At 45.8% G+C, this 18,561-nt stretch carries 19 protein-coding genes; 13 read left to right on the forward strand and 6 right to left on the reverse strand.

From position 1 onward, the window contains the following. The first annotated feature begins 201 nt into the window (after positions 1–201). The gene (rnhA, locus tag BLU98_RS00005) at positions 202–690 is read left to right on the forward strand and encodes a ribonuclease HI (protein ID WP_092721210.1); all 489 of its coding nucleotides are present in this window, start codon (positions 202–204) and stop codon (positions 688–690) included. On the opposite strand, the gene manA is transcribed toward rnhA, so the two are convergent. Further along, complete coding sequence (manA, locus tag BLU98_RS00010; protein WP_092721211.1) at positions 676–1,902, reverse strand: mannose-6-phosphate isomerase, class I; 1,227 nt, start codon at positions 1,900–1,902, stop codon at positions 676–678. The genes rnhA and manA overlap by 15 nt on opposite strands. 84 nt (positions 1,903–1,986) lie before the next feature. On the opposite strand from manA, the gene BLU98_RS00015 reads away from it, so the two are divergent. Beyond that, positions 1,987–2,343, forward strand: a complete 357-nt coding sequence (locus tag BLU98_RS00015; RefSeq protein WP_092721212.1) for a YraN family protein — start codon at positions 1,987–1,989, stop codon at positions 2,341–2,343. A 2-nt stretch (positions 2,344–2,345) separates the two neighbouring features. After that, positions 2,346–4,082, forward strand: coding sequence for a DUF885 family protein (locus tag BLU98_RS00020; protein ID WP_092721213.1), 1,737 nt, complete (start codon positions 2,346–2,348; stop codon positions 4,080–4,082). A 4-nt stretch (positions 4,083–4,086) separates the two neighbouring features. On the opposite strand, the gene BLU98_RS00025 is transcribed toward BLU98_RS00020, so the two are convergent. Continuing rightward, positions 4,087–6,336, reverse strand: coding sequence for a Tex family protein (locus BLU98_RS00025; protein WP_092721214.1), 2,250 nt, complete (start codon positions 6,334–6,336; stop codon positions 4,087–4,089). A 552-nt stretch (positions 6,337–6,888) separates the two neighbouring features. On the opposite strand from BLU98_RS00025, the gene BLU98_RS00030 reads away from it, so the two are divergent. The 3 genes from BLU98_RS00030 to BLU98_RS00040 are packed head-to-tail and all read left to right on the forward strand — an operon-like array spanning position 6,889 to position 8,449. Next, the gene (locus BLU98_RS00030; RefSeq protein WP_092721215.1) at positions 6,889–7,119 is read left to right on the forward strand and encodes a helix-turn-helix domain-containing protein; all 231 of its coding nucleotides are present in this window, start codon (positions 6,889–6,891) and stop codon (positions 7,117–7,119) included. Next, positions 7,116–7,436, forward strand: a complete 321-nt coding sequence (locus BLU98_RS00035; RefSeq protein WP_092721216.1) for a HipA N-terminal domain-containing protein — start codon at positions 7,116–7,118, stop codon at positions 7,434–7,436. The genes BLU98_RS00030 and BLU98_RS00035 overlap by 4 nt, the downstream gene beginning before the upstream one ends. Next, positions 7,433–8,449 (forward strand): type II toxin-antitoxin system HipA family toxin, encoded by a 1,017-nt coding sequence (locus BLU98_RS00040; protein ID WP_092721217.1) that lies wholly within the window; start codon positions 7,433–7,435, stop codon positions 8,447–8,449. Before BLU98_RS00035 ends, BLU98_RS00040 begins: the two co-directional genes overlap by 4 nt. A 9-nt stretch (positions 8,450–8,458) precedes the next feature. Here BLU98_RS00040 and BLU98_RS00045 read toward each other — a convergent pair whose 3' ends face one another. After that, positions 8,459–8,755, reverse strand: a complete 297-nt coding sequence (locus BLU98_RS00045; RefSeq protein WP_092721218.1) for a hypothetical protein — start codon at positions 8,753–8,755, stop codon at positions 8,459–8,461. A gap of 159 nt (positions 8,756–8,914) precedes the next feature. Beyond that, a complete protein-coding gene (locus tag BLU98_RS00050) occupies positions 8,915–10,228 on the reverse strand; it encodes an exonuclease domain-containing protein (RefSeq protein WP_092721219.1) in 1,314 nt (437 codons plus the stop codon). 202 nt (positions 10,229–10,430) lie between these two features. Here BLU98_RS00050 and BLU98_RS17625 point away from each other — a divergent pair, with 202 nt between their 5' ends. Beyond that, positions 10,431–10,562 carry a hypothetical protein gene (locus BLU98_RS17625; protein ID WP_257574588.1) on the forward strand — a complete coding sequence of 44 codons (132 nt, stop codon included), beginning with the start codon at positions 10,431–10,433 and terminating at the stop codon, positions 10,560–10,562. Positions 10,563–10,586: 24 nt separating this feature from the next. On the opposite strand, the gene BLU98_RS00055 is transcribed toward BLU98_RS17625, so the two are convergent. Continuing rightward, on the reverse strand, positions 10,587–11,015 hold the full coding sequence (locus BLU98_RS00055; RefSeq protein ID WP_092721220.1) for a hypothetical protein: 429 nt from the start codon (positions 11,013–11,015) through the stop codon (positions 10,587–10,589). A gap of 90 nt (positions 11,016–11,105) precedes the next feature. On the opposite strand from BLU98_RS00055, the gene BLU98_RS00060 reads away from it, so the two are divergent. From BLU98_RS00060 to BLU98_RS00070, 3 genes are read left to right on the forward strand one after another with little or no spacing between them, the layout of a single operon-like run. After that, positions 11,106–13,721 (forward strand): valine--tRNA ligase, encoded by a 2,616-nt coding sequence (locus tag BLU98_RS00060; protein WP_092721221.1) that lies wholly within the window; start codon positions 11,106–11,108, stop codon positions 13,719–13,721. A 36-nt stretch (positions 13,722–13,757) separates the two neighbouring features. Further along, positions 13,758–14,363, forward strand: a complete 606-nt coding sequence (locus BLU98_RS00065) for a phosphatase PAP2 family protein (RefSeq protein WP_092721222.1) — start codon at positions 13,758–13,760, stop codon at positions 14,361–14,363. An 8-nt stretch (positions 14,364–14,371) separates the two neighbouring features. Next, positions 14,372–14,869, forward strand: coding sequence for a GNAT family N-acetyltransferase (locus BLU98_RS00070; protein WP_092721223.1), 498 nt, complete (start codon positions 14,372–14,374; stop codon positions 14,867–14,869). A 52-nt stretch (positions 14,870–14,921) separates the two neighbouring features. Here BLU98_RS00070 and BLU98_RS00075 read toward each other — a convergent pair whose 3' ends face one another. Further along, positions 14,922–15,419 carry an Lrp/AsnC family transcriptional regulator gene (locus BLU98_RS00075; RefSeq protein WP_092721224.1) on the reverse strand — a complete coding sequence of 166 codons (498 nt, stop codon included), beginning with the start codon at positions 15,417–15,419 and terminating at the stop codon, positions 14,922–14,924. Positions 15,420–15,538: 119 nt separating this feature from the next. Between BLU98_RS00075 and ahcY the strand changes: the two genes are divergently transcribed. From ahcY to BLU98_RS00090, 3 genes are all read left to right on the forward strand, one after another. Next, the gene (gene ahcY, locus BLU98_RS00080; protein ID WP_092721225.1) at positions 15,539–16,864 is read left to right on the forward strand and encodes an adenosylhomocysteinase; all 1,326 of its coding nucleotides are present in this window, start codon (positions 15,539–15,541) and stop codon (positions 16,862–16,864) included. Positions 16,865–16,974: 110 nt separating this feature from the next. Beyond that, complete coding sequence (locus BLU98_RS00085; protein WP_139173793.1) at positions 16,975–17,928, forward strand: hypothetical protein; 954 nt, start codon at positions 16,975–16,977, stop codon at positions 17,926–17,928. Next, positions 17,918–18,526 (forward strand): hypothetical protein, encoded by a 609-nt coding sequence (locus tag BLU98_RS00090; protein WP_092721227.1) that lies wholly within the window; start codon positions 17,918–17,920, stop codon positions 18,524–18,526. Before BLU98_RS00085 ends, BLU98_RS00090 begins: the two co-directional genes overlap by 11 nt. Positions 18,527–18,561 lie beyond the last annotated feature (35 nt).

Genomic DNA, 18,561 nt, shown 5'->3' on the forward strand with positions numbered 1-18,561 from the left:
TCTACACGAACTATTCGCTGAACCCATACAACAAAATTTCAAAGAGCAAAAAGATAATCAGTTGAAATTCTTTTAATTAAGACGAAACGTTAATGTTCAAATGTCTAAAAGGCGGGGGCATCTTTGGTGTGGTTTTCTGGGAGAAAGGGTTACCATTGCCGGACAGGCCATATTGTACATGAAAGGAACTTATTCGCTGTCATGAGTGAACAACAACTACAGGGACACCAGTTACTCATTTATACCGATGGCGCTGCAAGGGGTAATCCCGGGCCTGGCGGTTATGGTGTGGTACTGCTATGGGGACAACAACGCAAAGAATTATCGGCCGGCTATCGTCTTACCACCAACAATCGTATGGAATTGCTGGCTGTGATCGTGGCACTGGAATCGCTCACTAAAAAAAATATTCCACTCACCATCTATACCGATAGCCAGTATATAGTGAATGCCGTAGAAAAAAAATGGCTAGACAACTGGATACGCACCGATTTCAAAGGAGGGAAAAAAAATAAAGACCTCTGGACGCGTTATTATCAACTCACGCGCCATTACAAACCGCGCTTTGTATGGGTGAAGGGACATGCCGATAATGCCCTGAATAACCGTTGTGATGAGCTCGCTACAGCAGCGGCCGACGGCAAACATTTATTGATTGATGAAGGATATGAACGATCACTCAACGTCTGATGATCCGCCAGGCACGAATGCTTTGAAGATGGTACAAGGTCCGGATGCATAAATAGTATATTCCGCCCCCGGCAGCATGGCCACTGCTTCTCCCCTTTTCAGCACAAGGCTGTTATCGATCAATGCGCCGCCATCTGTTACAATGCATATTTCAAGCGAAGCAGCCCGGCTGGTATAAGAAAGTCCGCTATTGAGTTCAATTTTGCTGATACCAAAATCAGGCACAGGGCATGGATAAACGGTTTCTCCCGGAAGCACTGTTTTTCCATTCAGAATTTCAGGCACTACTTCTTCAAAAATGGTATGCTTCATGAGCTCCGGCACATCAATGTGTTTGGATGTGAGTCCGCCCCGTAACACATTATCGCTATTGGCCATCAACTCTATGTTTTGTCCCTGCAGGTATGCATGCGGAATACCTGCACCCTGGAATATGGCCTGGCCGGGACTGAGCCGAACAATGTTGAAAAAATAAATCGAAAAAATACCTCTGTCAATATCCGCTCCTTCAGGCTGGTAAGCATACCATTCCGCCACCCACCATGCAGGGTGCGACGGGTCGATGGTCCCTTCCTGTTTCAACCGGATGGCTCTTTTTACCAATGTAGCCAATAAAGCACTTACTTCGGCTTGTCCCATTTCCATCACCAGCTGGTACAAAGCCTTAACGCCCGCTTTCTTGAAATAAGGCAGGAACACATTGAATTCGGGCACTTCACTCAACAACTTTTCCAGCGCCGCTTTGGATTTAAATCCATGTAATAGCCAGAACTCGCTCAACGCTACCATCACTTCGGGTTTATGGTTTCGGTCTTTATAGTTGCGATGTGGTGCGTTCAATGGTATGCCCTCCGCTTCTTCCGCATCATATCCTTTTTCCGCTTCTTCCTTGGTAGGGTGCACTTGTATGGAAAGCATCTGCTTTACATCGAGCACTTTGAAGAGATAAGGCAATTCACCAAAAGCCTGGTACACTTTTTCACCCAGCATAGTTACCGGGTGATAGCTGATGGCTTCATATAATGATTGATTCCCTTTAGAAGAGATGAGTTCAGAAGGTGCAGAAGGATGTGCGCCCATCCAGTATTCTGCAAAAGGTTTTTTCTGTTCATTGGAAATACCCAAAAGACCCGGAATAAATTCCGCTCCGCCCCAAGCGTAGTGTTGCACTTTACCTTGCAGTCGTATGATTTTATCGCTTTGTTGTTGCATCGATGAAACCCGTTAAACTTTTAAAAAACTACACATAGCAAATATCATACACAAGAACGAGAATTTAATGAAATCAAAGTTAATATGTTACACCATTTACACACTGGCAAAATGGGCGAGCAACTCGCGGCAAACTACCTGTACGAGGCCGGGTATACCATTCTCCATCGCAACTGGCGCCACCGGCATTGGGAAGTGGACATCATTGCCTGCCGCGGCAACCGTTTGCATTTTGTAGAAGTGAAAACCCGGCAAAACCTCAGCTATGGCCTGCCCGAAGAAAGCATTACCAAAGAAAAAATGCAGCACCTGCGCAATGCGGCGGAAGCCTACCAATACCTCCATCCGCAATGGCAATACCTCCAGTTCGATGTATTGGCCATTACATTGAACAACCAACAAGCCGCAGCATTTTTTTTGATCGAGGATGTTTACTTTTAAGGATGAAAACACGTATTTGCCTATTGATATTCTTATTGCTGGGAACCCTGCATACAGGCCATGCTCAGATGAAAGACCCGCTCGATACGTATTACCAGACCAGTGAAGTGCAGCCGCTGATGGCCATGTACGAGGCGGATAAAGGCAGCCTCAGCCGTTTTTATACGATTATTAATTCGCCGGAAAGAAGAGAACGTTTTCAACGCTTCAACCGCGATTACCTGGCCAGGCTGGAACAACTGAATTTCGATTCAATGCAGGTGAGCAGCCAGGTAGACTTTCTGTTGTTCAAGCGGGAACTCAACAATGAACTGTACCAGCTTAACAAAGAAGAAAAAGAGTACAAAGCCATCCATCGCTACCTGTCTTTTGCCGACAGCATCTACCGCTGGGAGCAACTCCGGCGCCGCGGCGCTTATATGCCTGCTGAATCCATAGCATTACAAATGCAACAGATGTTGCGGCGGCTCGACCGGCAGGTATCGATCCTGCAAAACCAGGAAGCCCCATTGCCCATGCCACTGGCCCTTCGTGCAGAAGGCACCGTCAAAGGATTACAGGCGGCACTGAAAAGTGTTTACAATTTTTATTATGGTTACGATCCGGCTTTTACCCGCTGGATATATGGTCCCTACCTGGCGCTTGACAGCGCGCTCACCTTTTATGCTACACTGTTAAAAAATAAAGGCAATAAGACCGGATTGCAAAAACCAGATGCCAGCAGCATTGTAGGAACACCCATTGGCAGGGATGAACTGATACGCCAGTTGCAGTATGAAATGATTCCCTATTCACCCGAAGAACTGGTAACCATTGCCAATAAAGAATTTGCCTGGTGCGATACAGAGATGCTGAAAGCTTCGCGCGATATGGGTTTTGGAAACAATTGGAAAGCCGCACTGGAAAAAGTAAAAAACACTTATGTGCCCGAAGGACGGCAGCCGCAGATGATCATGGATCTTTATCACCAATCCATTGATTTCATCAAACAACATGATATGGTGACCATTCCGCCGCTCGCCGAAGAAACCTGGCGCATGACCATGATGTCGCCTGCACAACAACTGGTAAGTCCTTTTTTCCTCGGAGGAGAATTGCTGCAAATCTCTTATCCTACCAATACCATGGATTCTGCTTCCCGCATGATGAGCATGCGTGGCAATAACCCGCATTTTTCAAGGGCTACTGTTCACCATGAACTCATTGCCGGACATCATTTGCAAGGGTTCATGAACAACCGCTTCAAATCGTACCGCAATTTCGAAACACCATTCTGGACAGAAGGTTGGTCGCTCTACTGGGAATTCCTTTTATGGGATGCGCAATTCCCGCGTTCCCCTGAAGACCGCGTAGGCATGTTGTTCTGGCGAATGCACCGTTGCGCGCGCATCATCTTTTCGCTCAATTATCATTTGGGTAAATGGACACCCCAGCAGTGTATCGATTTCCTGGTAGCACGTGTGGGACATGAAAGGGCCAATGCAGAAGGTGAAGTGCGCCGCTCATTTACCGGGGGATACGGACCACTTTACCAACTGGCATACATGACAGGCGCTTTCCAGTTTTATGCGTTGAAAAAAGAACTGGTCGACAGCAGCAAGATGAGCCTGAAAGCATTCAATGATGCTATACTACGGGAAAACAATATGCCTGTTGAAATGGTAAGGGCTATCCTCACCAATCAACCACTCAAGCGCGATTTCACTACATCCTGGCGTTTTTACGACGTAGCACACTGACCGGCTATTTTCCAAATTTCTTTTTCAGAGCAGACAGCGCATCATTCACACTCAACGTACTAAGATCTTCTTCTTTCTTGGCAAAAGATTTAGGATTCCTGTTGTTGCCCTGCGATGCGCGTTGCCCTCTGGCAGGCGCTTCTTCAGTTTGTTTGATGGAAAGAGCGATACGTTTGCGGGGCACATCTACTTCCAGCACTTTCACATTCACTTTCTGACCCAATTTCAGCGCTTCACCCGGATCGCTGATATACTGGTGTGCAATTTCACTTACATGCACGAGTCCGTCCTGCTTAACGCCGATGTCGATGAAAGCGCCGAAGCGGGTGAGGTTGGTTACTATGCCCGGCACCACCATGCCTGTAGATACGTCTTCTATTTTGTAGATATTGGCAAACTCAAACTGTTCCAGTTCGTTTCGTGGATCGAGGCCTGGTTTCTTTAGTTCATTGATGATATCACGAATGGTTAATTCACCAAATTGTTCAGATACATATTTTTTCGGATCAATCTTTTTCAGCAATGCTTCCGACCCGATCAAAGCCTGTACATCTACCGCCAGGTCGCCTGCCATCTGTTGTACCAATGTATACGCCTCGGGGTGCACAGCACTTGCATCAAGTGGATTGCCACCTTCCTTGATACGCAGGAAGCCGGCGCACTGTTCGTAGGCCTTACCTCCCAGCCTGGGCACTTTCAGTAATTGTGCACGGTCGTTGAATTTTCCAATTTCATTCCGATACTTCACAATATTATCCGCCAGCGTGCTGCCGATACCACTCACGTAACTCAACAAATGTTTGCTGGCGGTATTCAGGTTCACGCCCACACTGTTCACACAACTTACTACCGTTTGATCGAGCCTTTCTTTTAGGCGGAACTGGTTCACATCGTGCTGGTATTGACCAACGCCGATGCTCTTGGGATCTATTTTCACGAGTTCGGCCAGTGGGTCCATCAGGCGGCGACCGATACTCACTGATCCACGAACCGTTACATCATAATCAGGAAATTCTTCACGGGCGGTTTCAGAAGCGGAATATACAGACGCTCCATCTTCATTTACCAGGAATACCGGTAAACCCAAAGCCATCTTCTTGATGAATTGTTCTGTTTCCCTTCCTGCCGTACCGTCGCCAATAGCAATAGCTTCTACCTGGTATTGTTTCACCAGTTCTTTGATCTTGTGCTCACTCTCATAAATACGGTTGTTCTCGTGCACATAGATCAGGTCTGTTTTCTTCAATTCTCCTTTTTCATCCAGGCATACCACTTTACAACCGGTACGATATCCGGGATCGATGGCCAGTATACGTTTGCTGCCCAAGGGAGCGCTCAGCAATAACTGGCGCAGGTTTTCTGCAAACACATTGATGGCTTCTTCATCGGCCTTTTGTTTCAGCGCTGTTCTGAATTCACTTTCGAGACTCGGCTGTAATAAACGACGGTAAGCATCTTTAAGCGCTTTCTTCACATGTTCATTCCAGGGATTCATGCTTTTAACATAAGATTCTTCCAGCATCAGCAGCGCTTCTTCTTCAAGTGGTGCAATGCTCATGCGCAGGAATCCTTCCAGGAATCCGCGCAATATGGCCAGTGTACGGTGCGAGGGTATCTTATGAATGGGCTCCGAAAAATCGAAATAATCTTTGTATTTAACGCCTTCTGTTTCTTTATCGGTCATCACTTTGCTCTGCATGGCGCCGGTTTCTTCAAACAGCTTACGCAGTTTGGCTCTTACCTGTGCATCTTCATTAACGGTTTCAGCAATGATATCACGCGCACCTTGCAGCGCTTCTTCAGAAGTTTTGATTTTTTCGTTGATAAAAGAAGTTGCTATTTCTTGTATATCTCCCGGCTCCTGCGCCAGCATCAGTATGGATAAGGGTTCTAAACCATTCTCTCTCGCCGTTTGCGCTTTTGTTTTGCGTTTGGGTTTATAGGGCAGGTAAATATCTTCCAGTTCTGCAATGGTAGTAGCCGCATTCAATTTATGCTGCAAAGCCTCCGTCATTTTATCCTGCTCATTGATGGCTTTTTCAATAAAAGTCCTGCGTTCAGTAAATTCTTTCAGGAATTTGGCCTCGTCTTGTACTTGTTGTATCTGCACTTCATCCAGTCCGCCTGTTTTGTCTTTACGGTAACGCGCAATGAAAGGGATGGTGGCGCCTTCTGCAAACAGCGATAAAACGGCTTCAACCTGGGTAGTTCTTACATTCAGCCTGGAAGAGATCAATGGAGCAAATTCGGTCATTGGATTCGTGTTAATTCATTACGTGATCAAAATAAGGGCTGCGAATGTAGGCAATACCTGCAATAATATAATTTAGAATAATGAGGCAGGATTAACAGATAAAAACTCCTCCCATGACAACCCTGCTTTGCCAACCAACAGTACCTTATGAGGATGGAATTGTTTTTTCAAGAGTTCCATCCCTGTCGACCTCCGCATTCCGGTGCCGCCAATAATGTATCTGGAATTGGGGGTTTGAGCCCCGCGTTTTGCGTATAATATCTGCTGCATAGGCTTCTATGCCAGCGATAAACCTGCTATCTTCCTGGGTTGCCCTATAAGTGACTGTAAATGAGGTCTTTCAAACATGATTTACAATTTACTCAATATAATGAGGAAAGTTATTCAATGGTTTATAATAACGGATACTTACTTCCACTTAAAACGCAATAAACTTCGTTTTTAAAAGTAAATTACTGGCTTATTTCAGCAAACAATAAAAAGCAAATTTTAATTCGCTTTTTATTGTTTGCTGCGTATTATTAGTAAATTTGTGTTCAAAAGCGAAGTATAATGCAGAATTATGCTATCAAAATAGGGGAAATCATTAAACAAAGACGGGAACTCCTGGGTTTATTACAGCCCCAGCTTTCAGAATTATCGGGCGTGAGTACCCGTACTATCCAACTGGTGGAACAGGGCAAAGGTAATCCTTCCCTGGATACCCTGCTCAAACTGGCTGAACCGTTGGGGCTTTTTCCAATGCTGTTACTGAAAGACACCACTAAAATAGATGCATCATGAGAGAAGCGAAAGTTTTTTATAATGGGCGCTTCGCAGGCATTCTGACGCAGTTGAAAAACGGCTACCGCTTTCGCTACGACCCGGAATATCTTGCCGGGAGCCATAGCCGCAGCGTGAGCCTGACCCTGCCTTTACGAGCAACAGTTTACGAAAGCGAAACGCTGTTCCCTTTCTTTGTAAATATGCTCAGTGAAGGGGCCAATAAAGCTATGCAAGTGCGCCTGCTGAAAATTGATGAAAGAGATTATTTTGGCCTGTTGCTGGCCACCGCGGGCCATGACAGTATCGGGCCTATCACCTTAGAAGAAATAAAATGAGCTTACCCAATATTCAATACTGTCCTTCAACACTGCAATCGGGATTTAACACCTATAGCCCGGCTGCTCAACTGACTTTGTTCGGCAGCCGCTCCAAGAAGGTTTCGCATGTTCTTCCGTTTACAGCACCCGGTATTAATGCCATACAAACCCAGGAGTTTAATGAGAAGAGAAAGCGCATCAGCATCAGTGGCGTACAGGAAAAATACAGCCTGAAGCTAGAAAAAAATGAATTGCTATTGACTGATACAGCCGGCACTCATATCCTCAAGCCTATCCCCGCAGAACGGCTGGACCGGGTGGGCGACCTGTCCGCCAACGAGCACCTGACCATGCAAATTTCCACGCAGATATTCGGTATTAAAACTGCTGCCAACGGGATGATTTTTTTCGAGGATGGCTCGCCCGCCTATATCACCCGGCGCTTCGATTATAAGCCCAACAGCCGGGAAAAATACCTCGTTGAGGACTTTGCTACCCTGCTGGCTAAATCACCCGAAAAAGAAGGCCATGATTTTAAGTATAATGCATCTTACCTGGATATTGCAGAGCATATCCGGCGGTACTGCGCAGCCACGCCTGTGGTGCTCCTTGGCTTTTTCCGGCTATTATTGTTTAATTATTTGATTGCCAACGGAGATGCCCACCTAAAAAACTTCTCGCTGATGGAAACAGACCAGGGAGATTTTGTATTATCGCCGGCCTACGACCTGCTTTGCACGGCCCTGCACCTTAACGACAGCCCGCTCGCCCTGCACGGGGGATTGTATGAAAAAGATTACGAGGAAGCAGGCTTTGCCGCCTTCGGCTGTTATACAGCTTCTTCTTTCAAGGCATTTGCCAAAAAAGCAGGGGTAGCGGATCGTTTGGCCAACCGCGAAATTGAACGAACACTAGCTTGCGTCCCTGGCGCCATAGCATTGGTGAAGCGTAGTTTTTTGAGCGATGATGGTAAGGCGAAATATATATCAATGGTGGAGGGACGAAAGAACTGCCTTTTGCTCAATTCGTAAAACACAATATCAAATAAGCTTCGTCGTTACAAATTTATCTCCATAAGCTTCGATGAAATGCTTGTCTTCGTGCAAAACAAGAATCACTTTGACATGCTCTTTATAATAACTGATACTCAGCCTTTCTGCGATAAAAAGGCCATTCTCTAAGTAGTTCTCGAGTTTGCGCACCTCCTTTTTATTTTCGATGAATTCGGAAAACTCAAAGTCTACCGTGTCACCCGTATTAGGGATAACAGGCGGGTTAACAATAGTAAAGCATTCACTGGTAATTGAATTAAAATTAACCTGTAAAAAAATATCCATAGCTGATTTTTTTAATGATAAGATAAAATATGCTAATCAAGGATTGAATTGATGAGGTCACTGGACATCACCGAACGCTTGACACTGAAGCCTTATGATTTTCTTGTAATGTTTATTGTCATGATGCCTTACCCTTGTTTGTCAGCAAATTGTTTATGATTAGCCCATACGCACTACTTTAGCCGGGTAGCGTTCTGTGTAATTCCGGATCATGGAGCGGATCACTTCGTTTTCCGGGTAATGCGTGAGGTGCGATTTGAGGGTATTCAGTTCCGTAATGCTGATATCCTCCGTAATGGTACCCATTCCGTAGAATACACCCTCTTCCACTAATACACAACTTTGTTTATCGCGGATGAGGAAGGTTTCTTTTTGAGAATGCAACCAGGCGATGGAGTCTTTTACCTGTTGATTATATTCGGTAACATCCGGTAAAACAGCCGGACTGTTCTGATCGAGGAAACAAAGCGAGGGATCCAGTGCAAATTGTTTTACCAGTTTCCACAACGCACGATGCGCATCTACCAGCAAACCATAAGAAGCCAGCGGTTCCAGGTGCTTTCTTTTTTTATCGATGGCCAGTCGCAGGTATCCGCGGCTGTCTTCGAAAAGATAGATGCCCCATAACTGCTCGAATCTTTTCTGGCTCTTGTTCTGGATGGGCCAAAGGCGTTTGATCTCTACGCTTTCGAACAAAGAAGCAATGAATTCAGTTGGACAAACCGTACACGTAACTGAATGGATGGTTCGTAAGAACTCCTGCCTTTTTTTGCTCGTATCCAATCCGGAAAAATGGCTCAATACCCTTTTCTTCAGGTTTTTGGCCTTGCCCACATAGATCACTTTGCCCTTGACATCATGAAAATAGTAGACCCCTGGTTCTTTGGGTAGGTTTACAACCTGGTCTTCGGACAGGTTGGCCGGCAACAACTGGCTGTGGTTCTCCTTTTTCAACATTTCCTTGATCAACCGCAGGCCGTTGTTCTGTAGTACCAGGTCCAGCACCTGCGATGTGGCCATCGCATCGCCCCCTGCCCGGTGGCGGTTTTCAATAGCTATACCCAGCTCGCGGCAGAGATGGCCCAGTCCGTATTTGCGATAACCAGGGAACACTTTCCGGCTTAAGCGGATGGTGCACAATTTTGGCGTATTCAACTGAAATCCAGCCTGTTGCAAGTGATATTTTACAAAAGAAAAATCGAAGTTCACGTTGTGGGCCACAAAAACCCGGTCGTGCAGTAGGTTATAAATATAGGGTGCTACTTCCTCAAAAGAGGGTGCGGCAGCAGTCATGGTATCGGTGATACCGGTCATGTTGGCAATGAAAGCCGGGATGGGTTGCTGCGGGTTCACCAGGGTCTCATATTTTCCCTCCACTTCGGTGCCATTATGCAATACAATGGCGATCTCGGTAATCCCGTGTTGCTGGGGAAATCCGCCGGTGGTTTCTATGTCAACAATTGCAAATTGCATCTGCTTATAAAACTTGTAAATTCGGTAATAATGGCGTATCTTACAACTAAGATTTAAAACGCAAGCCTGGCATGAATTTCAGCCCCGGCACCCTCTATTAGCTTGCGACGTTTTCGATGTTATAACCTGTATCCTGTGACAGCCACCCCCTGTCCATGTCTGAATGAAACACCATCAACAATCATTTTTAAAATTGTTTGTTATGGAAAAAGCTCGACACAACCATCATGTTCACTTATCAGCAGAACAGATCAGGAATGGCATCATTGTTATTGTAGTTGCCGTTACCGTGATACTGATTTCTTATTTTGAATTAAAAGGAAGACTGGGTTAATAACCAATCTATTCCTTCTGCCGGTCAGTGAGCCAGTCCGCGGATACTTTCGCGGAGAAAATAATGTATTCCCCCTGCCATGCTGAAAAATATTTCAGGCATCTGTGTAACTTTATGCCCCAACAAACGTTTACTATTATTAAAAAAGTTTAACCTGGAAATCAGGAAACAGCGGTTAATTTTGAAGAAGAAATCGAGTACCATGAAATATTCCTTATTGGTTTGCTTATTGGTAGTTGGATTGATGGCCTGCTCCGGGGGCCGCAGCCGTCTAGAAGACCTCGGCAAAGAAGCTTGCAGAAAAGCTTCTTCCTGCTGCCAATCAATTCGGGTAACCAGAACGGTTACCACCGAAACCGATCCCGGTAATGAAACCCCTGCTGTTACTCCGGCAACGCTCGTGGAATGGAATCCCGAGATGCTTACCTGGTAATGTAATAGCCTTCCCCCCATCCCCCCATTTTTTATCACCTGTTGCCCTATTGCTGTTCTCCCCTTCAATCAAAATGAGGTGCCCGTATTTTCATTACTTTTGCACCCCTTATGTTAAGCAAGAATTTTATCCACGGAGAAGCAGAAACCCTTTGGTATGATCATTGGCTGAAGAAAGGCTATTTCAGCAGCAAACCCGACAACAGGGAGGCATACACAGTAGTGATCCCGCCACCGAATGTAACCGGTGTATTGCACATGGGACATTGCCTGAACAATACCATACAGGATATACTCGTACGTCGCGCCCGCATGCAGGGGAAAAATGCCTGCTGGGTTCCCGGAACCGATCATGCTTCCATTGCCACCGAAGCCAAAGTGGTGGCCATGCTGCGCGAAAGAGGCATTGCTAAATCCTCGATCAGCAGGGATGAATTTTTGAAATATGCCTGGGAGTGGAAAGAGAAATACGGTGGTATCATTTTACAGCAGTTGAAGAAAATGGGATGCGGGCTCGATTGGGACCGTACTTCCTTCACCATGGATCCCGATTATTCCCGTTCTGTACTACAGGTCTTCATCGATCTTTATAAAAAAGGATATATCTATCGCGGCAAGCGTATGATCAATTGGGATGTGCGCGCTAAAACTGCGTTGAGTGATGAAGAAGTAATTTATAAAGAAGTACAGAGCAAGCTCTACCATGTACAGTATAAAATAGACGACGACAGCAATACCTATATTACCATTGCCACGGTGCGGCCCGAAACCATTCTGGGCGATACCGCTATCTGCGTGAACCCGCAGGATGAACGCTACAAGCACCTGCACGGTAAATACGCCATCGTTCCCCTCATTGGAAGGCGCATTCCCATCATTGCAGATGATTATGTGACGATGGACTTTGGTACCGGCGCTTTGAAAGTAACGCCGGCGCATGATATGAACGATTATCAACTGGGGCAGAAATACAAGCTGGAGATCGTTGATACCATGAATGATGATGGTACGATGAGCGAAGCCGCGCAATTGTTCATTGGCGAAGACAGGCTTGATGTAAGGAAGAAGATCGTGCCGCAATTGGAAGCCGCCGGGCACCTGGTGAAGATCGAAGACTATACCAACCAGGTTGGCTTCAGCGAAAGAACCGATGCAGTAGTTGAACCGCGCCTGAGCCTGCAATGGTGGGTAAGCATGAAAAACATTTCCGTTCCTGCACTGGAAGCAGTGATGAATGAAGGCATTCACTTCCATCCTGCTAAATTCAAAAACCTCTACCGACATTGGATGGAGAACATCAAAGACTGGTGTATCAGCCGGCAGCTTTGGTGGGGTCATCGTATCCCGGCATGGTATGCACCCGATGGATCGTTTGTGGTGGCTATTTCGAGGGAAGAAGCTTTTGAACAGTTCAAGAGTGATCATGTAAAAGTCAGCATAGAAGAGATCAGGCAGGATGATGATTGCCTGGATACCTGGTTTTCGAGCTGGCTCTGGCCTTTTGAAGTGTTCAAAGGATTATCAAACCCCGGCAATGTTGAAGTAAAATATTATTACCCTACCAACACATTGGTTACTGCACCTGAGATCATTTTCTTCTGGGTGGCACGTATGATCATGGCGGGTTATGAATACATGGGCGAGAAGCCTTTCAAAGATGTTTATTTCACCGGTATCGTGCGTGATAAGCTGGGAAGGAAAATGAGCAAGAGCCTGGGCAACTCGCCTGATCTGCTTGCATTGATTGATCAATACGGCGCCGATGCCGTTCGCTTCGGTATCATGATCGCCTCTCCTGCCGGCAATGATATTTTGTTTGATGAAAGCGCGCTGGAGCAAGGCCGCAACTTCAACAACAAAATATGGAATGCGTTGAAGCTGGTGAAAATGTGGGAAGGGCGCCAAGCACAAGCAACTGAAGATACTGCACACAACTTTGCACTTACCTGGTTTGAAAACAGGCTCAACCAGGTGAAAGCTGAAGTGAATGAACTGATGACCCAATTCCGCCTGAGCGAAGCCCTGAAAACCCTTTACTCACTTATCTGGGATGATTTCTGCAGCTGGTATCTCGAATGGGTGAAGCCTGGTTTTGAACAACCTATCGATGCCGTAGTTTACGAAAAAACGGTTCAGTATTTTGAAGAACTGGTACAATTACTGCATCCGTTCATGCCTTTCATTACTGAAGAGATTTATCATCAGTTGAAAGAAAGAACCGATGATCTCTGCGTAAAACAATACAGCAAGCCCGCTGATGCCGATGCCCTGGTATTAAGTGAAGGCCAGCTCCTGAAACAGGTGATCTCTGCGCTACGTGATGCCCGGAACAAGAACCAGGTAAAACCCAAAGACAGCATCCAACTGCATATTCAAACAACCAATAAAGCAGGCTATGAAGCCATTGAAAATATATTGGCCAAGCAGGTGAATGCCGCCTCTGTTCAATACACTGCCGATGCTGTTGCCAACAGTATTGTAGTAGCCGTTGAAAAAGACCGGTTTTTCATTGAATCGGAAAAACAAATCGATGCTGATGCATTGAAAACCGAACTGCTGAAAGACCTCGAGTACCAGCAGAAGTTCCTGGAAAGTGTGGCGAAGAAACTCGGCAATGAACGCTTTGTGCAAAATGCCAAACCCGAAGTGGTGGAGCTGGAAAGAAAAAAACAGGCCGATGCCCTTGCCAGGATCAAGACCATTGAAGAAAGCCTGCAACATCTTTAACAAGACCGAATGGCTTTGATGCATTAATATTACACCATGAAACAACCTTCTTTAATGATAAAAAGCATCTTACTGATCGTAGGATGTTTTTCTTTTATCCAGAGCTTTTCGCAGGCTTCCTGGGAAGTGGACATGCTGCGTAGCATCAATCACAATCCACCTTCGAGCGATTTATGGAAAGGCATTTCCAGCACTACCAAACCCCTGGCTATAGCAGCGCCGTTGGGAATGGCAGCGGTAGCCCTCTTCAATAAAGACAAACAATTGGCACAAAAGGCTTATGAAGTAGCCGGCAGCCTGGTGATCGCTACCATTACCGCACAAGGACTCAAAGTTATTGTGAACAGGCCTCGCCCCTATGCTACTTATACTGGCATTTATCCCGACGTAGTGGAGACTGATAAATCTTTCCCATCCGGGCACGTATCAACCGCTTTCTCCACCGCCGCTTCGGTTTCCATTCAATGCAAAAAATGGTATGTAACTGTTCCGCTCTATGCATGGGCTACCGGCGTAGGCTATTCGCGTATGTATTTGGGACAACATTATCCTTCTGATGTGATTGCGGGAGCCGCAGTAGGTATTGGTAGCGCTTACCTGGCGCATTGGCTCAACCAGAAATTCTTCCAGAAAAAGAAATAAATTAGTGCATGAACAGCACATTACTGATACGGGAAGCCACACATGCTGATATCCCTGCTATTCGACAGATCGCCTTTGATACCTGGCCTTCTACTTATGATTCCATCCTTTCACAGGAGCAGATAGATTATATGCTGACATGGATGTATTCATCCGAAACATTACAAAAGCAAATGCTGGAGGGGCATCAGTTTTATATAGCAGAGCTGGATCATGCAACACTGGGATTTGCGGGTGTTTCGAATGAAGGGAATGCCAAATTCAAACTGCACAAACTCTATGTGGTTCCCACCACACAAAAGACCGGCGCCGGCAAAGCGTTGCTGCAAAAAGTAATGGAGTTTGCCAGGAGCAATGGTGGCACGAAGCTGATATTGCAGGTGAACCGCAACAACAATGCAAAAGGCTTTTACGAAAAACAAGGATTCACTGTGTTGGATGAAGTGAAACTCGATGTCGGCAACGGTTTTTACATGGACGATTACATTATGCAGTATAATCTATAACTCCCCATCCGAGTTAAGCGTTAAGCATTGTGCGTTGCGCTTTAAGCATTCATCAATGCACCAGCACATGCGTTTGTTTGATGATCCCCATCACAAACACGCTTTGTACATGCCCGATATTCTCCGACTGGCTCAGCTTGTTCACATGAAAATCATAATAAGCATCCATGCTCTCTGCTACCACTTTGAGCATGAAATCAAATTCACCTGAAATATTGTAACACTCGATCACTTCATTCAGTTCCTGTACGAGTTTGATGAACCGCGCACCCGCGTTTTTATTGTGCTGTTTCAATGAAACATAACAGATCACCATCAATCCTTTCTTCACTTTGGAATGATCTACCAGGGTAGCGTATTGCCTGATCACGCCCGACTCTTCCATCCTTTTGATCCGTTCGTGCACAGGCGTAGTACTGAGGTGTACGGCATCGGCGATCTCCTTTACCGTAGCCCGGGCATTCTGTTGTAAAACCCGCAAAATGGCCAGGTCTTTTTCGTCGATGGAATGGCCGCTAGTGGATTCCTCTTTTTTTGCCAGTTTTGCCATGAATAACTATTATTTTATTCTTTTAAATGTACAATAAACAAGTATTTATCCCAAATAAAATTAAATAACTGGTATTTTATTCTACTATTTCTATTTTTGTAGTTCCTAAAAACAGATCTATGTCAACGCTTACCAAATCCATCGATTTTAGCCTGAAAAATAAAGTGGCTGATATCAGCCTGGCCAACTGGGGCCGTAAGGAAATCCGCCTGGCCGAAGCAGAAATGCCCGGTCTGATGAGCATCCGTGCAGAGTATGGCCCTTCACAGCCACTCAAAGGCGCCCGCATTGCCGGTTGCCTGCACATGACCATCCAAACAGCTGTGCTGATTGAAACACTGGTTGCCCTCGGCGCCGAAGTGAAATGGAGTTCTTGTAATATCTTCTCTACGCAAGACCATGCCGCTGCTGCTATTGCCGCTGCCGGCATTGGCGTATTTGCCTGGAAAGGCCAGTCACTGGAAGATGCCGACTGGTGTATTGAACAAACTTTATTCTTCGGTAGCGCCGAGCGTCCCCTGAACATGATCCTCGATGATGGTGGCGATTTAACCAATATAGTATTCGACAAATACCCCGAACTGGTGCAGCACATCAAAGGCTTGAGTGAAGAAACCACTACCGGTGTTCACCGCCTGTACGAGCGTATGGCCAAAGGCACACTGCCCATCCCCGCCATCAACGTAAACGACTCTGTTACCAAATCTAAATTCGATAACAAATACGGTTGCCAGGAATCACTGGTAGATGCGATCCGTCGCGCTACCGATGTAATGATGGCCGGTAAAGTAGCGGTAGTAGGTGGTTATGGCGATGTGGGTAAAGGTTCTGCGCAATCATTGCGCGGTGCGGGTTGCCGCGTGATCGTTACCGAGATCGATCCGATCTGCGCGCTGCAAGCTTCTATGGACGGCTTTGAAGTAAAACGCATGGTAGATGCAGTGAAAGAAGCTGATATTGTTGTAACCGCTTCCGGTTGCCGCGACCTGATCACTGAAAAGCATTTCCGTTCCATGAAAGACAAAGCGATCGTATGTAATATCGGTCACTTTGATATTGAAATTGACATGGCCTGGTTGAATAAAAACTATGGCAATACCAAAGACACCATCAAACCACAGGTTGACCTGTACAACATCGATGGTAAAGACGTGATTGTATTGGCTGAAGGCCGCCTGGTGAACCTGGGTTGCGCTACTGGTCACCCTTCCTTTGTGATGAGTAACTCTTTCTCTAACCAAACACTGGCCCAGATTGAGTTGTGGAACAACCACAAAAACTACGAGAACAAAGTGTATGTGTTGCCCAAACACCTGGATGAGAAAGTAGCCCGTTTGCACCTGGCCAAAGTAGGCGCTCAGCTGGATGAACTCTCCGACGAGCAGGCTGCTTACCTGGGCATACCGCAGCATGGTCCGTTCAAAGCAGAACACTACAGGTATTAATACCTGATTTATATTGAAAGATTACTGCAAAGCCCAACCCATCGTGGTTGGGCTTTGTTTTTTATTTCATTACTTTCGTTTATATCCAACAGCTTACGCAAATAATTGGCTTGAAGAAAGAGATAACCCATATTGTCTGCTCTACCATCTTATTCTATTTCAGTTTTACGCTTTCTCTCTCCGCACAGACACAGGTACAACCTCCTGCACATCCCAAACCGCCCAGAGATATTACGCCCGTTTCTTCAAAAACAGCAGCGCTTGCGTTCATGAAAAGTATGGACACTTTATCAGCAAGTAAATACTGGCCGCATGTAAGTCCCAATGAGTTCCTCGAAAATATGAACAACAATATCAATGAGCCGCTGCGCATCCACGAGGGCAACAATACCAATTTTTGTTCCTATGCGGCTTTGTCGTACCTGCCTTTGCATTTCGACCCATTGGGTTATGCAAAAAACATGGTCGATCTATACCGCAATGGCAAAGTACAATACGGCCGCGTACTGCTGACTCCATCTCCTGAAATCAAAGAAGCCGCAGGGCGACTGGCTTTCAAAGGAGAACTGGACATCCGGCCGGCCGACCAGATATGGTTCCTTACCCTGGCCGATCATTTCAAGGGATATCTGAACTTCTTTGACCGGCATTTTGATATGGGTGATGAGAATGGTTTTTGGGCCGCTACCAATTTCAGTAAGTTCAACAGGATGATACGTGCATTGTTCAACTTTAAAGTAAAGGCCAAAGGCAGCGATCTCATCCGTATCCGCACAGACGATCTCTACACTTATCTCAAAGAAAAATTGCAAACCGGTACGGTGGCCCTGTTTGTGAACAACATGACTTTATACCAAAAAGACCACCGCGTTATCAAGCCGGGTGTACCCACGCATTATATCATACTTGAGCAGATTGACGAGGCCAGCAATGGTATGATCAATATCACTTATTGGGATTATGGCGCCCTGAGCCTGCAACAGGTCACGCGTGCATTCCTGGAACGGCTGATATTCGGCGTTTCTCATTGTACACTAAAAAAACCCAGGAAGCATGCGCCGTAACTGCTTACTCATATTACTATTGGGCTGTATGGCCGTTGTATGCAGTTCCTGTTTTTCCAACAAGAAGCTGGCGGCCAATTATTATTATGAAAATGAAGCAGCTTTGAACGATATCGAACAATCGTACAGGAAATTATACAAATACAAACCCTTTTCTGTAGAATTCACCGACAGAGACCTGGATTATGTATCCATTACTTTCATTACCGAAAAATTGAAATACATATACGAGTTCGGATTCAATGAGCCGAGGTTGGCAGATTCTATCAGGCGCTTCCAAATGGATACTGCAACCGTACTGCCGCTCCTGCGAAAAATGCGTGAAATTCATTGTGTATGGGTCAACAACCTCGACTATTATGTTGACGGTCAGAAAAAGAACATGACCTTCCTTTCCATGAAACCCATTTTATGGAAACTGCCTTTTACCGATAAGAAATACTATATCCTCACATTCTTCAACCAGCCCCAGTATTTCGACGGCGAAGGAAGGCTTCTGGCCAATCGGAAACAAAGGAGACTGCGACGCATCAACGATGACGTTTTCAAACGCATCAACGACAAAGTATGTTATGCGCTTTCAGAAAGGTTCAGATGAGTAAATACAATATCTTTGCGTTCAACATCGTTGAT

The organism is Hydrobacter penzbergensis (assembly GCF_900106985.1).
Taxonomy (GTDB): Bacteria; Bacteroidota; Bacteroidia; order Chitinophagales; family Chitinophagaceae; genus Sediminibacterium; species Sediminibacterium magnilacihabitans.